The sequence below is a fragment of the Roseococcus sp. YIM B11640 genome, from assembly GCF_049727625.1.
Lineage (GTDB): Bacteria > Pseudomonadota > Alphaproteobacteria > Acetobacterales > Acetobacteraceae > Roseococcus.
The window spans coordinates 82,463-98,527 of sequence record NZ_JBBJOZ010000005.1 but is presented as its reverse complement, the minus strand read 5'-3'; the positions used below and the strand labels follow the sequence as shown (position 1 = coordinate 98,527).

Here is a 16,065-nt window from a genome sequence, read left to right as displayed (position 1 = left end):
CGCGGAACATGAAGCGCTTCTGGGATCATGCGAAATGGGTGGAGGCCGAAGGGGCCTTCACCGTGGCTCTGGACGGCAAGCCCATGCGCCTGCCCGGCGGCGGCGTCCTGCGCGTCCCCAGCCGCGACCTCGCCGAGGCGCTGGCGGAGGAATGGCAGGCGGCGGGCGGCGAGAGGGGCGGCGAGATGAGCTGGGAGGACGTGCCGCTGACGCGCCTCGCCGGCACGGCAGCCGAGCGCATCGCGCCCAACCCGGCCGCCACCGCCGCGGCCATCGCGAAATACGCGGAGACGGACCTGCTCTGCTACCGCGCCGAGGATCCGGACCTCGCCGCGCGGCAGGCCGCGGCCTGGGACCCGTGGCTGGGCTGGGCGGCACGTGAAGTGGGCGCGCGGCTGGTGTCCACCACCGGCATCATGCCCATCCGGCAGGACCCGGCGAGCCTGGAGACGCTGCATCGCGCGGTGGGCGCGCTTTCGCCCATGGCGCTCTCGGCGCTCGGCGTGCTGGTGCCGGTGCTGAGCAGCCTGGTGCTCGGGCTCGCCGTGCATCGCGGCGCGCTGACGCATGAGGAGGCGCAGCGCATCGCCCTCATCGACGAGCTCTTCCAGGAGGAGCGCTGGGGCCTCGACTGGGAGGCCGAGGAGCGCCGCGGGAAGGTCGCGGGCGACCTCGCGGTCGCGGCCCGGCTGGCGCGGCTGGCCCCGGCATGAAGGCGAGCCTTCTGCGCATCTCGGGACAGGTGCAGGGGGTGGGCTACCGTGACTGGCTGGTGCGCGAGGCGCGGCGCCATGGGCTTTGGGGCTGGGTGCGCAACCGTTCCGACGGCACCGTCGAGGCGCTGGTCGCGGGCGAGCTCGATGCGCTCCAGGCCGTGCTGACCGCCTGCCGGCGCGGCCCGCCCTCCGCCCGCGTGACGGGCATCGACGAGCAATTCGCCGAGCCCCCTTCCGAGCCCGGCTTCAGCCGCAGGCCTACGCTCTGAGGGAGGCCGTTCGCCACGCCTTCTGGCGAAGCTGGCGACCGGGGGCGGCGCCCCCGGTTGCTACGATGCCTGGCTTCCCTGGCCGGGCCCCTCGAACTGGGCCTGGTGCAGGCCGCGATAGACGCCGCCGGCGGCGATGAGCTCGCGATGCGAGCCCTGCTCCACGATGCCGTCCTCCGTCACCACCAGGATGCGGTCGGCGTTGCGGATCGTCGCCAGGCGATGCGCGATCACCAGCGTGGTGCGCCCCTCGGAAAGCTCGGCGAGGGATTGCTGGATGGCGCCTTCGGTGACGGTGTCGAGCGCGGAGGTCGCCTCGTCCAGGATCAGGATGGGCGGGTTCTTCAGGAAGATGCGCGCGATGGCGAGCCGCTGCTTCTGCCCGCCCGAGAGCTTCACGCCGCGCTCGCCGATCACGGTATCCAGCCCGTCCGGCATGGAGGCGATCACCTCGTCGAGGCGCGCGCGGCGGGCGGCCTCGCGGATATCCGCCTCGCTCGCGCCGAGGCGGCCATAGGCGATGTTCTCGCGCATCGTGCCCGCGAAGAGGAAGACGTCCTGCTGCACGATGCCGATCTGGTGGCGCAGCGATTCCAGCGTCATGTCGCGGATGTCGATGCCGTCGATGCTGATGCGCCCCGAATCCGCCTCGTAGAAGCGCGGCAGCAGGGAGCAGATGGTCGTCTTGCCCGCGCCGGAAGGGCCGACCAGCGCGACCGTCCGCCCGGCCTCGATATGCAGGTCCAGGGCGCGCAGGATCGGGCGATCCCTCGTGTAGCCGAAGCGCACCTTCTCGAAGCGCACCTCGCCGCGCAGGTTCGCGACGGCGCGCGCGCCGGGGCGGTCCTGGATGTCGGGCTCGGTGGCCATGAGGTCGAGGAAGGAACGGAAGCCCGCGATGCCGCGCGGATAGGTCTCGATGACCGAGCTGATCTTGTCGAGCGGCCGGTAGAAGACGCCGACCAGCAGCAGGAAGGCCACGAAGTCGCCGGTGGAGAGGCTGCCGCGCACGATCATCACCGAGCCGGCGAGCATCACCGCCACCTGCACGAGCCGCATGCCGAGGTAGCTGAGCGTCTGGCTCACCGCCATGGTGCGGTAGGCCTCGAGCTTGGTGTCGCGGTAGCGGGCGTTGTCGCGCGCGAACAGCGCGCGCTCATGCGCCTCGTTGGCGAAGGCCTTCACCACGCGGATGCCGCCGACGGCTTCCTCGATGCGGGCGTTGAAGGCGCCGACACGGCCGAACTGCGCCTGCCAGTTCTGCGTCATCCGCGCGCCGTAGCGCGCCACGACCCAGGCCATGACAGGCATGATGACGGCGGTGATCAGCGCCAGCGGCGGGCTCACCACCATCATCAGCGCGAAGGCGCCGAGGAAGGTGAGGATGGCGATCAGCAGGTCCTCGGGCCCGTGGTGCGCGACCTCGCCGATATCTTCCAGGTTCTTGGTCACGCGGGCGACGAGGTGGCCGGTCTTCTGCCCGTCGTAGAAGCGGAAGGAGAGCTTCATCAGGTGGCCGAAGGCGCGCTTGCGCAGCTCCGTCTCGATGGCGATGCCCAGCACGTGGCCCCAATAGGTAACGATGGCCATGAGCGCGGCATTGGCCGCATAGACCGTCACCAGCGCCAGGATGCCGATGAGGATGAGCTGCATGTCCTGCTGCGGCAGCAGGTGGTCGATGAAGGCGCGAACGGCCATCGGGAAGCCGAGCTCCAGCATCCCCGAGACGGCCGCGCAGCCGAAATCGAGCATCAGAAGCCGCTTGTGCGGGCGATAGAAGCTCAGGAACTGCTTCAGCATGCTTGCCTTGTGCCGGACGGGCGCCGGGATTCCCAACGCCCTTTCGTCATGCCAGGACCGGAACCCCCGCGCATTCGATCCTTGCATTTCGTGCCGCGATGCAGCATATCCCCTGCCATCGACGCGGGCATACGGCCCGCCAGGGTCCGGCCGCGTGAGCGGCGATCTACCGGCCGAACTGCCGGGCCTCCTGACGATGCCTCCCGGAATAACCCAGCCACGCGGGGTTTCCATCCCGAACTTCCGCGGCCCGCGATGCGGCGCCGCGCAGCTGGATTTGTCATGACCACTTTCGCCGAACTCGGCCTCAATCAGCTCCTCCTCACCGCTCTGGAAGAGGCGGGGCACACCGCGCCGACGCCCATCCAGGCGCAGGCCATTCCTCCCGCGCTCTCGGGCCGCGACGTGCTGGGCATCGCCCAGACGGGCACCGGCAAGACCGCCGCCTTCGCGCTTCCCATCCTGCACCGCCTGGCCGAGCTGGGCGGCCGCCCGCCGCGCGGCGGCTGCCGCGTGCTGGTGCTCTCGCCGACGCGCGAGCTCGCCTCGCAGATCGCGGAGTCCTTCAAGCGCTACGGCAAGCACATGGGCTATTCCGTCGCGACCGTCTTCGGCGGCGTGGGCGCCGTGCCGCAGCAGCGCGCGCTCGCCCGCGGCGTGGACGTGCTGGTCGCCACCCCGGGCCGCCTGCTCGACCACATGGGCACCCGCCACGCGCGCCTGGACCACACCGAGGTGCTGGTCCTGGACGAGGCCGACCAGATGCTCGACCAGGGCTTCTTCCCGGCTATCAACAAGATCGTGGCGCAGGTGCCCAAGCAGCGCACCACGATGTTCTTCAGCGCCACCATGCCGCCGGCGATCGCCAAGCTCGCCGACGCGATGCTGACCGACCCGGTGAAGGTGGAGGTGACGCCCGTCGCCACCACGGCCGAGCGCGTGAACCAGAAGGTCATCATCCTCGACGGCGCCGACAAGCGCCGCATCCTCACCGGCATCCTGCGCGGTGAGGGCGTGGGCCGCGTGCTGGTCTTCGCCCGCACGAAGCATGGTGCCGACAAGATCGTGAAGAACCTGGAGGGCGACGGCCTGCAGGCCAATGCGATCCACGGCAACAAGGGCCAGTCCCAGCGCGAGCGCGCGCTGGCGGAGTTCAAGTCCGGCCGCGCGCCCATCCTGGTCGCGACCGACATCGCCGCCCGCGGCATCGACGTGCCGGAGGTGACGCATGTCATCCAGCACGAGCTGCCGGAAGTGCCGGAGACCTACGTCCACCGCATCGGCCGCACCGCGCGCGCCGGCGCCTCGGGCCAGGCCATCGCGCTGGTGGCGCCGGACGAGGTGGGGCTGCTGCGCGCGATCGAGCGCACGACGCGGCAGAAGATCGACGCCGAGGACCAGCGCCAGAACCCGACCATCCCGCTGAACGACCGCGCCACGCCGACGCGCCCGCAACGCGGCCGGGGCGGCCAGCCCCAGCAGCAGCACCGGGCGCCGAAGCGCGAGCAGCAGGGCCACAAGGGCGGCCGCCACGAGCAGGGCGAGCGGCACGAGCCGCGCGCCCAGGCGCCGCGTCCCCCGCAGGAGCAGCGCAGCTACGTGAAGCCCTTCGGCGACGGCACGCGCCGCCGTCCGACGCAGGGCCAGGGCCAGGGCCAGGGCCAGCGCGGCTTCATGGCGCGCGGGCGCTAAAGCGCGCCGAAGCCGGCGCCCGGTCCGAGGCCCAGGCCCCGGACCGCGCCAGACCGGCGGTTCAGCCGATCGCGCGCGGGATCACCAGGATATGCGCGCCGGGGATCACGCCGCGAATCCGCTCGGCCATCTCATCGGCGAGCTGGGCAACCTCGCCCATGCGCCGGTCGGGCGCGAAGCCGACCTCGATCTCGATCCAGGCGTCGCTGCCCTGGGTGCGCGTGCGGACTTCCAGCAGCTCGTCGTAGCGGTCGAAGCTCGCGGCGAGCACGCGGTTGATGGTGGCCTGCTGCCGCTCGCCCAGCGCGCGGTCCAGCAGATGCGGCAGGGCCGAGCGGAACATGCGCACGCCGAAGCTGAGCATGACCGTGACCACGATCAGCGTGCCCACGATGTCCGCCCAATGACCGATCCCTTCCGAGCCGACCATGGCGTTGACGATCACCGCCACGGCCACCAGCGCGGAGGAGATCACCTTCGACAGGCGTGACAGCAGCTGCCCGTTCACGATGATGGAGGTCCCGGTCCGGCTCGCGCGCCAGAGCATGGCGAAGACCCAGCTGTTGATGCCGAGATTGGCGACGGCCGCGATCGCGCCGAAGACCAGGCCGGTGGGCGATTGCTCCTGGACCTCGTCGTAACGGTCGGCGACGCCGTTCAGCAGCCAGAACGCGCCCAGGATGAGCGCGACGCCGACGATGAGATTGCCGAACTGCTCCAGCTTGCGGGTGCCGTAGTCGTAGTCCGTCAGGGTTCCGCGGTTGATCCGCCGCAGGACGATCAGCAAGGCCGCCTCCAGGGCCAGGAGAGGGCCGCCCCGGACGGTTTCGCCGATCAGGGTCAGGGAATTGCCCCAGATCGCGACGAAGAGGATCGAGGCCCACATGACGCCGTCGAGCAGGCAGCCGATGAGAATGGCGCGCTCACCGCGCAATGCGTCCTCTGGAACCGAACGTTCAGGCAATTGCATGGTCTCCCACGCCCTTTCCGGGCGATTCCCGATCCGAGGGAATCAGGCCATCAGGACGGCGTGGTTTGCAAGCTGGCTGGGGCAGCAGGCATCGCCTGCGGCCCGAAAACCTCCGCCCAGGCCGCCATGAGGGCGGAATCGGCCTCTTCCATCGTGGCCAGCACGCCGAGGTCGTGGAGGCTGGTGACGCCATGCTCCGCGATCCCGCAGGGCACGATGCCGCCGAAATGCGAGAGCTCGGGGTCCACGTTGAGCGCGATTCCATGCCAGCTCACCCAACGCGTCACGCGCACGCCGATCGCGCCGATCTTGAACTCCGCGCCGCCGGGCTTCACGACCCAGATGCCCACGCGGCCTTCGCGCCGCTCGCCCCTGATGTTGAAGCGGTCGAGCGCCCGGATCATCCATTCCTCGAGCCCGTGAACATAGGCGCGGACGTCGCGCGCCGGCACCGAGCCATGCGGCTTGTGCAGGTCCAGCATCACATAGGCGGTGCGCTGGCCCGGGCCGTGATAGGTCCACTGCCCCCCGCGCCCGGCGGCGTAGGAGGGGAAGCGATGCTCCAGCAATTCCTCGGGTTTCGCGCTGGTCCCAGCGGTGTAGCTGGGCGGATGCTCCACCAGCCAGACGGCCTCGGCGGCCGTTCCGGCCCGGATGGCGGCGGCCCGCGCCTCCATGGCGGCCAGCGCGTCGGGGTAGGGGGTGAGGCCTTCCGAGACGCGCCACTCAGGAATCGTCAGGGGGTCGGTTGAACAGCTCGGGATCATGCGCTAGAGGGCTCTGCGTCTGCGGTCGTGGTGGAATGGTAGACACGCCAGCTTGAGGTGCTGGTGGGGGAAACCCCTTGGAAGTTCGAATCTTCTCGACCGCACCATTCCCAAATCACTCACTCGATATCTCCGGAACCGCCGCGATATGGCGGGATCGGCATTCCCTTTTCAAGGAACGCCGCCGCATGGCGGCCCTGCCGGCTCCTCCCCTGGCCATCGGCGCCAGCCGCAGCTTGTGGGGGCCGAGCGCGAAGCCTCTCAGGCACCCGAAACGAATCGGGGGCCAGGCTTGCGCCAGGCCCCCGCCGGTTCACCCCTGAGGCGCCGCCGGATTACCAGCGATAGCCCAGCGTCGCGTAGACGGCGCGGCCCGCGCCGTAGCTGCAGGAGCTATAGGCGTAGCAGGCGTTCACATACTTCTCGTCGCTGATGTTGGTGGCGTTGAGCGTCGCGCGCCAGTTGCGCCAGTCAGCGCGCACCACCGCGTCACCCAGCACGAAGCTCGGCACATGGAACTGCGGCGAGGTCGCGCTCGGCGCGCCGTTGCCGATCGTGTTGCCGATGTAGCGGATGCCGCCGCCCAGCGTGATGCGCAGTTCCTCCGTCACCGGGAAGGTGTAGTCGGCCCACAGCGCGCCGGTATGGGCCGGGATGGCCGCCGGACGCATGCCGAGCGTGGTGGTGTTGGACTTCGTCACCTCGGGGTCCTGCGCCGTCCAGGCGGCGAGTACGTTGAGGCGGTCGTTGACGGCAACCCGTGCCTCGAGCTCCAGGCCGCGCACCCGCACCTCGCCGGTCTGCACGGAGAAGCCGGCGTATAGCGGATCGGTGGTCAGCACGTTCTGCTGGGTGAGCTGAAAGATGGTGGCCGAGTAGAGGCTCTGCCGCCCCGGAGGCTGGTACTTGATGCCCGCCTCGAACTGCTCGCCCGTCGTCGGCGCGTAGGAGCTGCTGCCGCGCTGCGGCGCCAGCGTGCCCAGCGCCGGCAGGAAGGAGGTCGCGTAGGAGAAGTAGGGCGAGATTCCGTATTCCGAGGCGTAGAGCAGCGCGGCGCGGCCGGTGAAGTGCGAGTCGCGCTGGCTGGTCTGGCCGGTCGTGCGGTTGTTGACCGTGGAGGTGTCCGCGAAATCCTGGCGCCCGGTCAGGGTCAGGTACCAGCGGTTCCAGCGGATCTGGTCCTGCACGTAGAGGCCGGTCTGCAGCTGCGACTGGTTGGTGGAGGCCGTCAGCGGCAGGTTGCCGGGGCGGTAGCCGTAGACCGGCGTGAAGACATCCAGCGGGCCGGCTGCGGCGGAATAGGTGCGCGCATTGGCACTCGTCCAGCGGAAGTCGACGCCGAAGAGCAGCGTGTGTTCCAGCGGCCCGGTGACGACGCGCCCCTCCGCCGTGTTGTCCGTGGCGAAGCTCCGATAGGTCGGGTTCTGGTAGGAGGCGACGCGCGCCAGCTGGCGCTGCTGGTTGGCCGGGCTGAAGCCGCTCGCGTAGATCGAGGCATAGTCCAGCTCGTGATAGGTGATGCGGGAGTTGGAGCGCAGCGTCCAATTGTCGCTCAGCTGGTGCTCGATCCGCGTCCCGAAGCCGTATTGCGAGCGGTGGTAGCGGTCCCAGCCCGGCTCGCCCGTGGCGCGGTCGCGCGGGACGACGCCGTTGCGGTTGTAGAGCGCGGTGCCGTAGGCGGGCAGCCACTGGCCGGTGATGCCCGCGTCGTCGCGCATGTAGCTGGCGAGGAAGGTGACGCTGGTCCGGTCGCTCGCCCGCCAGGTCAGCGAGGGGGCGAGGTAGATGCGGTTGTCGCGGCCGCCCTCGACATAGGTGTCGGAATCGCGGACCAGGCCGTTGAAGCGCCAGAGGACGTTCTCGCCGGCCGCGCCGCCGACGTCGAACATGCCCTGGATGCGGCCGAAGCTGCCGCCCTGTAGCGCGACCTCGTTGGTCTGGCCGCGATAGGGCGCCTTGCTGATGCTGTTGATGATGCCGCCCAGGTTGCCCTGGCCGTAGAGGCCGGAATTGGCGCCGCGCAGCAGCTCGACGCGCTCCATGCCCCAGGGCTCGACGCGGAAGCTGTGAGCCGTGACGGGCACGGGCAGGCGCAGCCCGTCCAGGTAGATGTCCGGCGTGAAGCCACGGACCGTGCCGTACTCGCCTCGGAAGTCGGAGAGGATGCCCTGGCCGCCCGCCGTGTAGCCCAGGACCTGGCCGAGGTTGCTGGTGTTCTGCAGGTCCATCTGCTGGCGCGTGACGACGGTCACGTTCTGCGGCGTCAGGATCAGGGGCGTGTCGGTCTTGGTGGCGCTGGAGCTGCGCTCGGCGGAAATGCCGCGCACGGGGCCGAGCGCCGTTTCGCCCGCGCCCTGCACGCGCAATTCGGGCAGGTCGACGGCGCTGGCCGTGGAGGCGGGTTGGGCCAGCGGCGTCTGAGACTGCGCGGCGGGCGCCGCCAGAGCCAGCGCCGTGGCGAGGGCAGGGAGGAGGACGGCTCGCTCGGGCAGGGGAGCAATGGGCATGGGCAGGATCCGCGGATGGTTGACGGGCCCGGGCAGGGCGCCCATGCGTTAATGATAGTGATTCGCAATCTCATCAATGGCCCATGACGGCCGCGCGAGTTCTTGGGGCGGTCCTGCGGCAAATTTGCCTCAACCCGAGCCGGCGCCAGCGTATTTCAAGGTGGGGAACAGGCCGTGGCAAGGTTGCCTCGCCGCCATCCAGCGCGCATTTTGGCGACAGAGGTGTTCCCATATGGATGACGATTTCCGCCGCGCCGCGCTCGACTATCACCGCCTGCCCCGGCCCGGAAAGCTGACGATCGAGCCCACCAAGCGCATGGCGTCCCAGAGGGACCTCGCGCTCGCCTACTCGCCCGGCGTGGCCGCCGCCTGCGAGGAGATCGCGGCCGACCCCGACAAGGCCTGGGACTACACGACCCGCGGCAACATGGTCGCCGTCATCACCAACGGCACCGCCGTGCTGGGCCTCGGCAATATCGGCCCGCTGGCGTCCAAGCCCGTGATGGAGGGCAAGGCCGTCCTCTTCAAGCGCTTCGCCGGCATCGATTCCATCGACATCGAGGTGGATGCGCTGGAGATCGACCGCTTCGTGGACACGGTGGCGGCCCTGGAGCCCAGCTTCGGCGCCATCAACCTGGAGGACATCAAGGCCCCCGAGTGCTTCGAGATCGAGAGCCGCCTGCGCGAGCGGATGAACATCCCGGTCTTCCACGATGACCAGCACGGCACGGCCATCATCGTCGCGGCGGCCATCCGCAACGGGCTGCTGATCCAGGGCAAGAAGCTGGAGGACGTGAAGCTCGTGAACACGGGCGGCGGCGCGGCGGCGCTCGCCTGCCTCGACCTGCTCGTGAACATGGGCCTGAAGCGCGAGAACGTGACGGTCTGCGACGTGGAGGGCGTGGTCTATGTGGGCCGCCCCGGCCTAGATCCCACCAAGGCCCGCTACGCGCAGGAGACCAACGCCCGCACGCTGCCCGAGGTGCTGGACGGCGCGGATATCTTCCTCGGCCTCTCGGCGCCGCGCGTGCTGAAGGGCGAATGGCTCTCCAAGCTCGGTCCCAAGCCCCTGGTGCTGGCACTGGCCAACCCCGAGCCCGAGATCCTGCCCGAGGCCGTGCGCGCCGCGCGGCCGGACGCGATCGTCGCGACGGGCCGCACGGACTACCCGAACCAGGTCAACAACGTCCTCTGCTTCCCCTTCATCTTCCGGGGCGCGCTGGATGCGGGCGCGACCACGATCAACGAGGCGATGAAGGTCGCGGCCGTGGAGGCCATCGCGGCGCTGGCGCGCGTCGAGGCGAGCGAGGTGGTGGCGGCGGCCTATGGCGGCGTCGCGCCGGTCTTCGGCGCCGAGTACATCATCCCCAAGCCCTTCGACCCGCGCCTGATCCTGGAGGTCGCGCCCGCGGTTGCGAAGGCGGCGATGGACAGCGGCGTCGCGCGCCGGCCGATCCTGGACTTCGTGGCCTACAAGGCGGATCTCTCGCGCTTCGTCTTCCGCTCGGGCAACCTCATGCGCCCGATGCAGGAGCTGGCGAAGGCGCGCCAGGCCCGCATCGTCTTCGGCGAGGGCGAGGACGAGCGCACGCTGCGTGCCGTCCAGACCGTGCTGGACGAGGGCACCGCCATGCCCATTCTCATCGGCCGCCGCGCCGTGGTGGAGGAGAAGGTCCGCGCGCTCGGCCTGCGCATGGCGCTCGGCAGCTCCGTCACCGTGCTGCATCCGGACGAGCAGCCGGAGCTCTTCGCGCCACTCACGGATCTCTACGCGCTCAAGGTCGGGCGCCACGGCATCAACCCCTCGGCCGCCGAGCGCCGCATGTCCAACCGTCCCACTGTGGCGGCCGCGATGCTGCTGGAGGCGGGCCAGGCGGACGCCGCTATCGTCGGCGGCCGCAGCGACTGGATGCGCGAGTGGGAGCATGTGCGGGCCTGCATCGGCAAGCGCGCGGATGCGGGGCGGGCCTATGCGCTCTCGGCCGTCATCACCCAGGGCGCCACGCTTTTCTTCGCCGATACGCACCTGCTGATCGACCCCACGGCCGAGCAGCTGGCGGAGATGACGCTGATGGCGGCCGAGCAGGTGCGGGCCTTCGGCCTGCCGCCCAAGGTCGCGCTGCTGAGCCATTCATCCTTCGGCGCCTCCGGCGCGCCCAGCGCCCGGAAGATGCGCGAGGCGCTGCGCCTGATCCGCGCCCAGGCGCCCGATCTCGAAGTGGATGGCGAGATGCATGGCGACGCTGCGATCGTCGAAGCCATCCGCGCCAAGGCCGTGCCGGACCCCAAGCTGAGCGGCATGGCGAACCTGCTGATCTTCCCGAACATCGACAGCGCCAACATCGCCTTCAACCTGGTGAAGGCGGTCTCGGACGGGCTGCAGGTCGGGCCCATGCTGCTGGGCATGAACAAGCCCATCCACGTGCTGGTGCCGAGCGTGACCGCGCGCGGGATCGCGAACCTGGCGGCAGTGGCGGGCAGCCAGGTCGCGCGGGGATAGGCGCGGGAGCTAGATCAACCCCGTCTTCCGCAGCGCGGCCTCGATGCCGCGCCGCACCGCGCCGGGCGGCGCCAGCTCCCAGAATTCGGCGATGCGGCGCGTGGAGGAAATCCCCGCATCCAGCATGAAGGGGCCGGCCGTCTCGCCGCCCTCCTCGGTGCAGAGCAGCGGCGTGCCGTGGCCCATGCCCTCGATGGTGAAGCGCTCGATCACCGGGCGGCCGTGCGCGTCGCACCAGACCTCGCGCGCATGGCCCTCTTCCTTCTCGATGCGTGTCGGGCGGGCGCGCAGGCCGTGGAGGCCGCGCCATTGCGCGAGGACGGCATGCGCGTTGGAAGGCGCCACCGTCCTGTCGGCATCGCCCTGCCAGATGGACAGCACCGGCCAGGGCCCCTCATGCGCCGAGGCCCCGCGCACCAGCGCCTGGAGCGCGCGCGGCGTGGGCATGCCATGGCCGCGCATGCGGTCGAAGGCCTCTGGCACCGTGCGGGCCACGCCATGCGGAAGCCCCGCGATGATCGCGCCGCCCGCGAAGAGCTCGGGATAGGTCGCGAGCATGGTCGAGGCCATGGCGCCGCCGGCCGAAAGCCCGGTGATGTAGACGCGGCGCGGGTCGATGCGGTGGTCGAGCATCACGCGCCCGATCATCTCGCGGATGGAAAGCGCCTCGCCCGAATCGCGGGTCGCATCCTCGGGCTCGAACCAGTTGAAGCAGCGGCGCGGGTTGTTGGCGCGCTGCTGCTCGGGAAAGAGCAGGGCGAAGCCGCGCTCCTCGGCCAGCTGCGACCAGCCGGCCGAGAGGTCGTAGCCGCCGGCCGTCTGCCGGCACCCGTGCAGCACGACGACGAGCGGCGAGCGCGCGCGCAGCGCCTCGGGGATATGGGTCCAGGCGCGCAGGGCACCCGGGTTAGAACCGAAATCGGTGAGCTCAACCAGATGGTCGTTGCCGGTCTCTTCGATGGGGAAGATGCGGAAGGCGGCCAATCGGGCGAGGGTGTCGGACAAGGGCCGCATGCTTCGCTCCTGCCGGGCGGGGAAAGGCGGCCCGGGCCAGAACAACAACCGCGGAGGACGGGTGTTGTTGCGGTGCAACATAGCATTTTGGTCAGAATATGCGACCTAGTTTGACCTCGATCCGGGTGAAAAGAGGTCCATCGCTTGTCCAGGCACGGCGTCGCCCCGCTCAACCCGGCGCGAACAGCCCCATCGCATCGCCTGCCACCGCCACCTGCCCGTGATGCTCCAGCACCACCGCCGGGTCGCACCACACCTTGCCGCCCAGCGCGCGCCAGCGGGCGCAGAAGAGGTAGTCCTCGCTGAGATAGCGTCCCTGGCCGGGCGCGGCCGAGGGGTCGATCCCGGCCTCGAAGAGCGCGTGGAGCGGCCCTTCCTCGCCCTGGTACAGCGCCGCGGGATGCGCCTCGGCCAGGCGCTCGGGCACGGAACGATGCAGCAGCAGGAAGCCCGTGCCCACGGCCTCGGCCTCGACGGCGCCGGTGCGCGGGTCGTGCCGTACCTGCCCGCTGGCGGGAAACTGGGCCACCCAATCCGCCCGCGCGCCGTTCTTGCTGCGGTAGAGCCCGCCGATGAAGGGCAGCCCATGCCCGAGCAGCCGCAGCACCCCATCGGCGCCGAAGCCGATATCGCTGTCGACGAACAGCAGATGCGAGGCGTCGGAGCGCAGAAACTGCCCCAGCAGCCGGTTGCGGCCGCGCGTCACGAGGCTCTCATTGGTCAGCGTCGCGACCACCAGCGGCAGGCCGAGGGCGAGGCAGGCGCGCTGCGTATCCAGCAGCCCGCGCAGCGTCGCCGCCGACAGCATCCCGCCGTAGCAGGGCAGCGCGACCATGAGGCCCGTGCTCGCGATCTCCGAGCGGAAGGTGACGGCCTTCGCGGAGATCCAGGGCGGTGCGGGGCGGTGTTCCAGCAGTAAAGCCATCAGGGAACTCACCCCGCGCGGGCGGTCGTCACACGGGGCGCCGGCCCCGGCCCCAGAATGGCGAAGGGCGCCCAGAGTGCCGGGTGCCCCGCGCCACCGACCTGCATGAGGGCGAGCTGCGCCTCGCGCAGCGCCTCGGCGGGCGGCTTGCCGTTGCGGATATGCTCCAGCGTGAAGAAGGCCACGCGCGCGGCGGCTGCGTCGTTCACGTACCAATGCGTCACCATCAGCCCGCGGGCGCCGCTGAAGAAGAAGGCGCGGGCCAGCGTGGAGAGGCTCTCGCCCGCCGCGGCGCCGCCGCCCGAATTGCAGGCCGAGAGCACGACCAGATCGGCATCGAGATCGAGGTCGAGCACGGTGCCCGCGGTCAGCAGCGCCTGCGCCGCCGTCGGCCCCTGCGCGGGCGAGGCGATGATGGCGGGCTCGGTGAGGCAGGAGAGCTCGCCCGGCAGCACGCCATGGGTCGCGAAATGCACGATGCGGAAATCCCGCAGCCGCGTGGCGCGGACGGAGGAGACGGTGAAGGCATCGCCCGTGCGGCGCTCGGCCGCCGTCGCGCCCATGACCTGCTGCGCCGCCTGGAGCTCGATCGCCGCCGCCGGCAGGCGCGAGAGGCTGGCGAGCCCGCGCCCGCAATCCGGCGCCGCGGGGAAGGAACGTTGCGCGAAGGCGATGGGCACGGGACGCGGGTCGCCGAAGCCGAACCAGGGGCGCGCGGCCGCCGAATTGCCCGCGCGCCGCAGCGCCACGAGGCTGGAGGCCGCGGGCACATGCGCCACCGGCATCTTCGCGATGAGGAAGGCGACGTTCTCATGCCCCTCCGCCGCAGGCGGCGCGGCCGTGACGAGCATGCCGTAGGGCAGCGAGAGCAGCGGCCCCTCTGGGAGGGCGACCATGGCGCGTGCCTGGGCCAGGGGCTCCGTCACCCCGGCGAAGAGCGCCTGGTGCAGCTGCCATCCCGCCCCGGCCGCGAAGGGCTTGCGCGAATTGCCGGATTCCACGCTGTCCCTGAGGCGGGCGACCAGCGTCGCGATCTGCGCGGTGTCGGCGCCCACCCGCCCCACGCTGACGGTCCCGTCGAGCAGCACGAAGGTCCAGCCGCGCCGGTCGGCCGGCAGGGTGGTGGCGACCAGCGCCTCGCCCGGCGCCAGGGCGGCCAGCACATCGGCGGTGGAGGAGACGGACTGCACGAGCTGCCCGTAGCCGGGCGCCGCCGATTGCGCGGCGGCATCGGCCTCGGAAGCCGCGTTCTCGGCTTCGGCGATGCGGGCGTTGAGTTCGCCGAGGTCGCGCCGGCCCTCGGCCTCGGCGGCGTCGCGCTCGCGGTAGCGGGCGGCCAGCGAGCGATCGGCCTCCTCGCGGCGGCGCAGGGCCTCCGCCACGGCGGGATCGCGGGCGCCGGCGGTCAGGCGCGCGGCAGCGGTGGCGATCTGCGTGGTGGTGACGCCGCCCTGGGCCAGCTGCGCGGCCTCGAAGGCCTCGGCGCGGCCCTCGGGCGTGCCGAGCGCGATGAAGGCGTCCACGCAGGGCGCGATGCGCTGCGGCGTCGTGCCCTCGCGCAGCTGGCGCAGCACGGCGGCCGCATCGCGGCAGGGGCGGATGGCGGCGGAGGCCGAGGAGGCGGCGGCCTGGAGCAGCAGGGTCTCGGCCAGGGGGCGGGAGCGCGGGATGCCGCGCGCGAAACGGCCGGCGGAGCGTTCGAAGGCACGGCCCGCCGCGCCCGTATCGCCCGTGCCCGCCAAGGCCGCGCCGCCGGTGCGCGAGACGCGCGCCACCATGACGTCGGTGGAGGATGCCGTGCCGGTGACGCTGGGCAGCAGGCGTTCGGCCTCGGCGGCAGCGGCCTCGGCCCCGGCGTATTGGCCCGTGGCCCGCAGGACGGCGGCGGTGTTGCGCCGCGTTTCGATGAGGCCGAGCAGCGCGCGCCCCGCGACCGGATCCGTGATGGCGGCGGGCGGGCCGCCGGTGCGGCCGGCGCGCAGTTCCGGCGGCACGCGGCGGGCATAGGCGCGGCCGGCCTCGTCGAGCAGCGCGAGCGCCTGCGGGTGGCGGCCGCGATTGGCCTCGTTGAGGCCGCGATAATGGGCGAGGATGGCCCCGGCGAGCGGCTCTGACGCGCGGGGCGCCATCGCGGCGGCCCGCTGGAACAGCGCGTCCGCCTCCGGGAAGCGCCCCTGGTTGGAGAGCTGCAGCGCGAGCAGGACCATGGGCAGGAAACGGTCCGGGGAATCGGCGCCCAGTGCGCGCTCCTGCAGGCCGAGCGCGGCGCGGTAGGCGGTTTCGGCGGCGACGAAGCGCTCCGCCTGGTTCGCGTCGCGGCCGAGGTTCATCAGCGTGTCGAACTGGCCCACATCGCCCGTGCTGAAGGCCTGCCGGGAAAGCCGCTGGGCCATCTGGTCGATCGCCGCCGAGGACAGCGGCGCGGCATCCGGCGTGACCTGCCCGCCGAGCACGCCGATGGATTGCTCGGCCGCGGCCGAGGCGGGCAGCACGCCCTCCGCCACCCAGGTGCCGGGCCCGGATCGCACGGCCAGGAGGAAGGCCGGCCACCCGCCCGCGCGGCGGCGGCATTCGGCGAGCGCGGCGGGCTGCCCGCCGAGCGCGGTGGTGGCGCGCGCCGGGCCGCAATCCAGCCGGTCCGCCAGAGCGGCGTTGGAGCTGGCCAGCGCCGCCATCGGATCCGCCGCGCCTGAGGCGCGGATGCGCGCGCTGGGCGAGGACCACTCGCCGCACCAGACATCGCCGCCGGTGCCCGAGCGCGCGAAGCGGCATTCCTCGCCGGCCGCGGTGCGGCCCACGACGGCGAGCCCCGCGCCGCCGCCCGAGGGCGCGACATAGGCTTCCGGCGGCGGTGCCTGGCAGGCCGCCAGTGCGAGGAGGGGCAGAAGGAAGCCGGCGCGCATGG

11 protein-coding genes and 1 tRNA gene are annotated in these 16,065 nt (G+C 71.4%); 5 read left to right on the top strand and 7 right to left on the bottom strand.

Features of this window, described 5'->3' with window-relative positions; all coding sequences use genetic code 11:
* The first annotated feature begins 8 nt into the window (after positions 1 to 8).
* Both WJM96_RS19045 and WJM96_RS19040 read left to right on the top strand, forming a co-directional pair.
* Complete coding sequence (locus WJM96_RS19045; RefSeq protein ID WP_424814124.1) at positions 9 to 713, top strand: ATP12 family chaperone protein; 705 nt, start codon at positions 9 to 11, stop codon at positions 711 to 713.
* Positions 710 to 985, top strand: coding sequence for an acylphosphatase (locus tag WJM96_RS19040; RefSeq protein ID WP_424814123.1), 276 nt, complete (start codon positions 710 to 712; stop codon positions 983 to 985). Before WJM96_RS19045 ends, WJM96_RS19040 begins: the two co-directional genes overlap by 4 nt.
* A gap of 60 nt (positions 986 to 1,045) precedes the next feature.
* Here WJM96_RS19040 and WJM96_RS19035 read toward each other — a convergent pair whose 3' ends face one another.
* A complete protein-coding gene (locus tag WJM96_RS19035; protein WP_424814122.1) occupies positions 1,046 to 2,785 on the bottom strand; it encodes an ABC transporter ATP-binding protein in 1,740 nt (579 codons plus the stop codon).
* A 282-nt stretch (positions 2,786 to 3,067) separates the two neighbouring features.
* On the opposite strand from WJM96_RS19035, the gene WJM96_RS19030 reads away from it, so the two are divergent.
* Complete coding sequence (locus tag WJM96_RS19030; RefSeq protein WP_424814121.1) at positions 3,068 to 4,477, top strand: DEAD/DEAH box helicase; 1,410 nt, start codon at positions 3,068 to 3,070, stop codon at positions 4,475 to 4,477.
* 61 nt (positions 4,478 to 4,538) lie between these two features.
* Here the strand turns inward: WJM96_RS19030 and WJM96_RS19025 are convergent, their stop codons facing one another.
* On the bottom strand, positions 4,539 to 5,411 hold the full coding sequence (locus WJM96_RS19025) for a cation diffusion facilitator family transporter (protein ID WP_424814120.1): 873 nt from the start codon (positions 5,409 to 5,411) through the stop codon (positions 4,539 to 4,541).
* 86 nt (positions 5,412 to 5,497) lie between these two features.
* Positions 5,498 to 6,214 (bottom strand): lipoyl(octanoyl) transferase LipB, encoded by a 717-nt coding sequence (gene lipB / locus WJM96_RS19020; RefSeq protein WP_424814119.1) that lies wholly within the window; start codon positions 6,212 to 6,214, stop codon positions 5,498 to 5,500.
* Between the two features lie 21 nt (positions 6,215 to 6,235).
* Here lipB and WJM96_RS19015 point away from each other — a divergent pair.
* A tRNA-Leu gene (locus WJM96_RS19015) sits at positions 6,236 to 6,321 on the top strand.
* A gap of 228 nt (positions 6,322 to 6,549) precedes the next feature.
* On the opposite strand, the gene WJM96_RS19010 is transcribed toward WJM96_RS19015, so the two are convergent.
* The gene (locus tag WJM96_RS19010; protein WP_424814118.1) at positions 6,550 to 8,721 is read right to left on the bottom strand and encodes a TonB-dependent siderophore receptor; all 2,172 of its coding nucleotides are present in this window, start codon (positions 8,719 to 8,721) and stop codon (positions 6,550 to 6,552) included.
* Between the two features lie 232 nt (positions 8,722 to 8,953).
* Between WJM96_RS19010 and WJM96_RS19005 the strand changes: the two genes are divergently transcribed.
* A complete protein-coding gene (locus WJM96_RS19005) occupies positions 8,954 to 11,221 on the top strand; it encodes an NADP-dependent malic enzyme (RefSeq protein WP_424814117.1) in 2,268 nt (755 codons plus the stop codon).
* Between the two features lie 9 nt (positions 11,222 to 11,230).
* On the opposite strand, the gene WJM96_RS19000 is transcribed toward WJM96_RS19005, so the two are convergent.
* The 3 genes from WJM96_RS19000 to WJM96_RS18990 all read right to left on the bottom strand — a co-directional run bounded on the left by WJM96_RS19000 (position 11,231) and on the right by WJM96_RS18990 (position 16,063).
* On the bottom strand, positions 11,231 to 12,235 hold the full coding sequence (locus WJM96_RS19000) for an alpha/beta hydrolase family esterase (protein WP_424814116.1): 1,005 nt from the start codon (positions 12,233 to 12,235) through the stop codon (positions 11,231 to 11,233).
* A gap of 169 nt (positions 12,236 to 12,404) precedes the next feature.
* Positions 12,405 to 13,160, bottom strand: coding sequence for a hypothetical protein (locus WJM96_RS18995; protein WP_424814115.1), 756 nt, complete (start codon positions 13,158 to 13,160; stop codon positions 12,405 to 12,407).
* Between the two features lie 8 nt (positions 13,161 to 13,168).
* The gene (locus WJM96_RS18990; protein ID WP_424814114.1) at positions 13,169 to 16,063 is read right to left on the bottom strand and encodes a CHAT domain-containing protein; all 2,895 of its coding nucleotides are present in this window, start codon (positions 16,061 to 16,063) and stop codon (positions 13,169 to 13,171) included.
* Positions 16,064 to 16,065 lie beyond the last annotated feature (2 nt).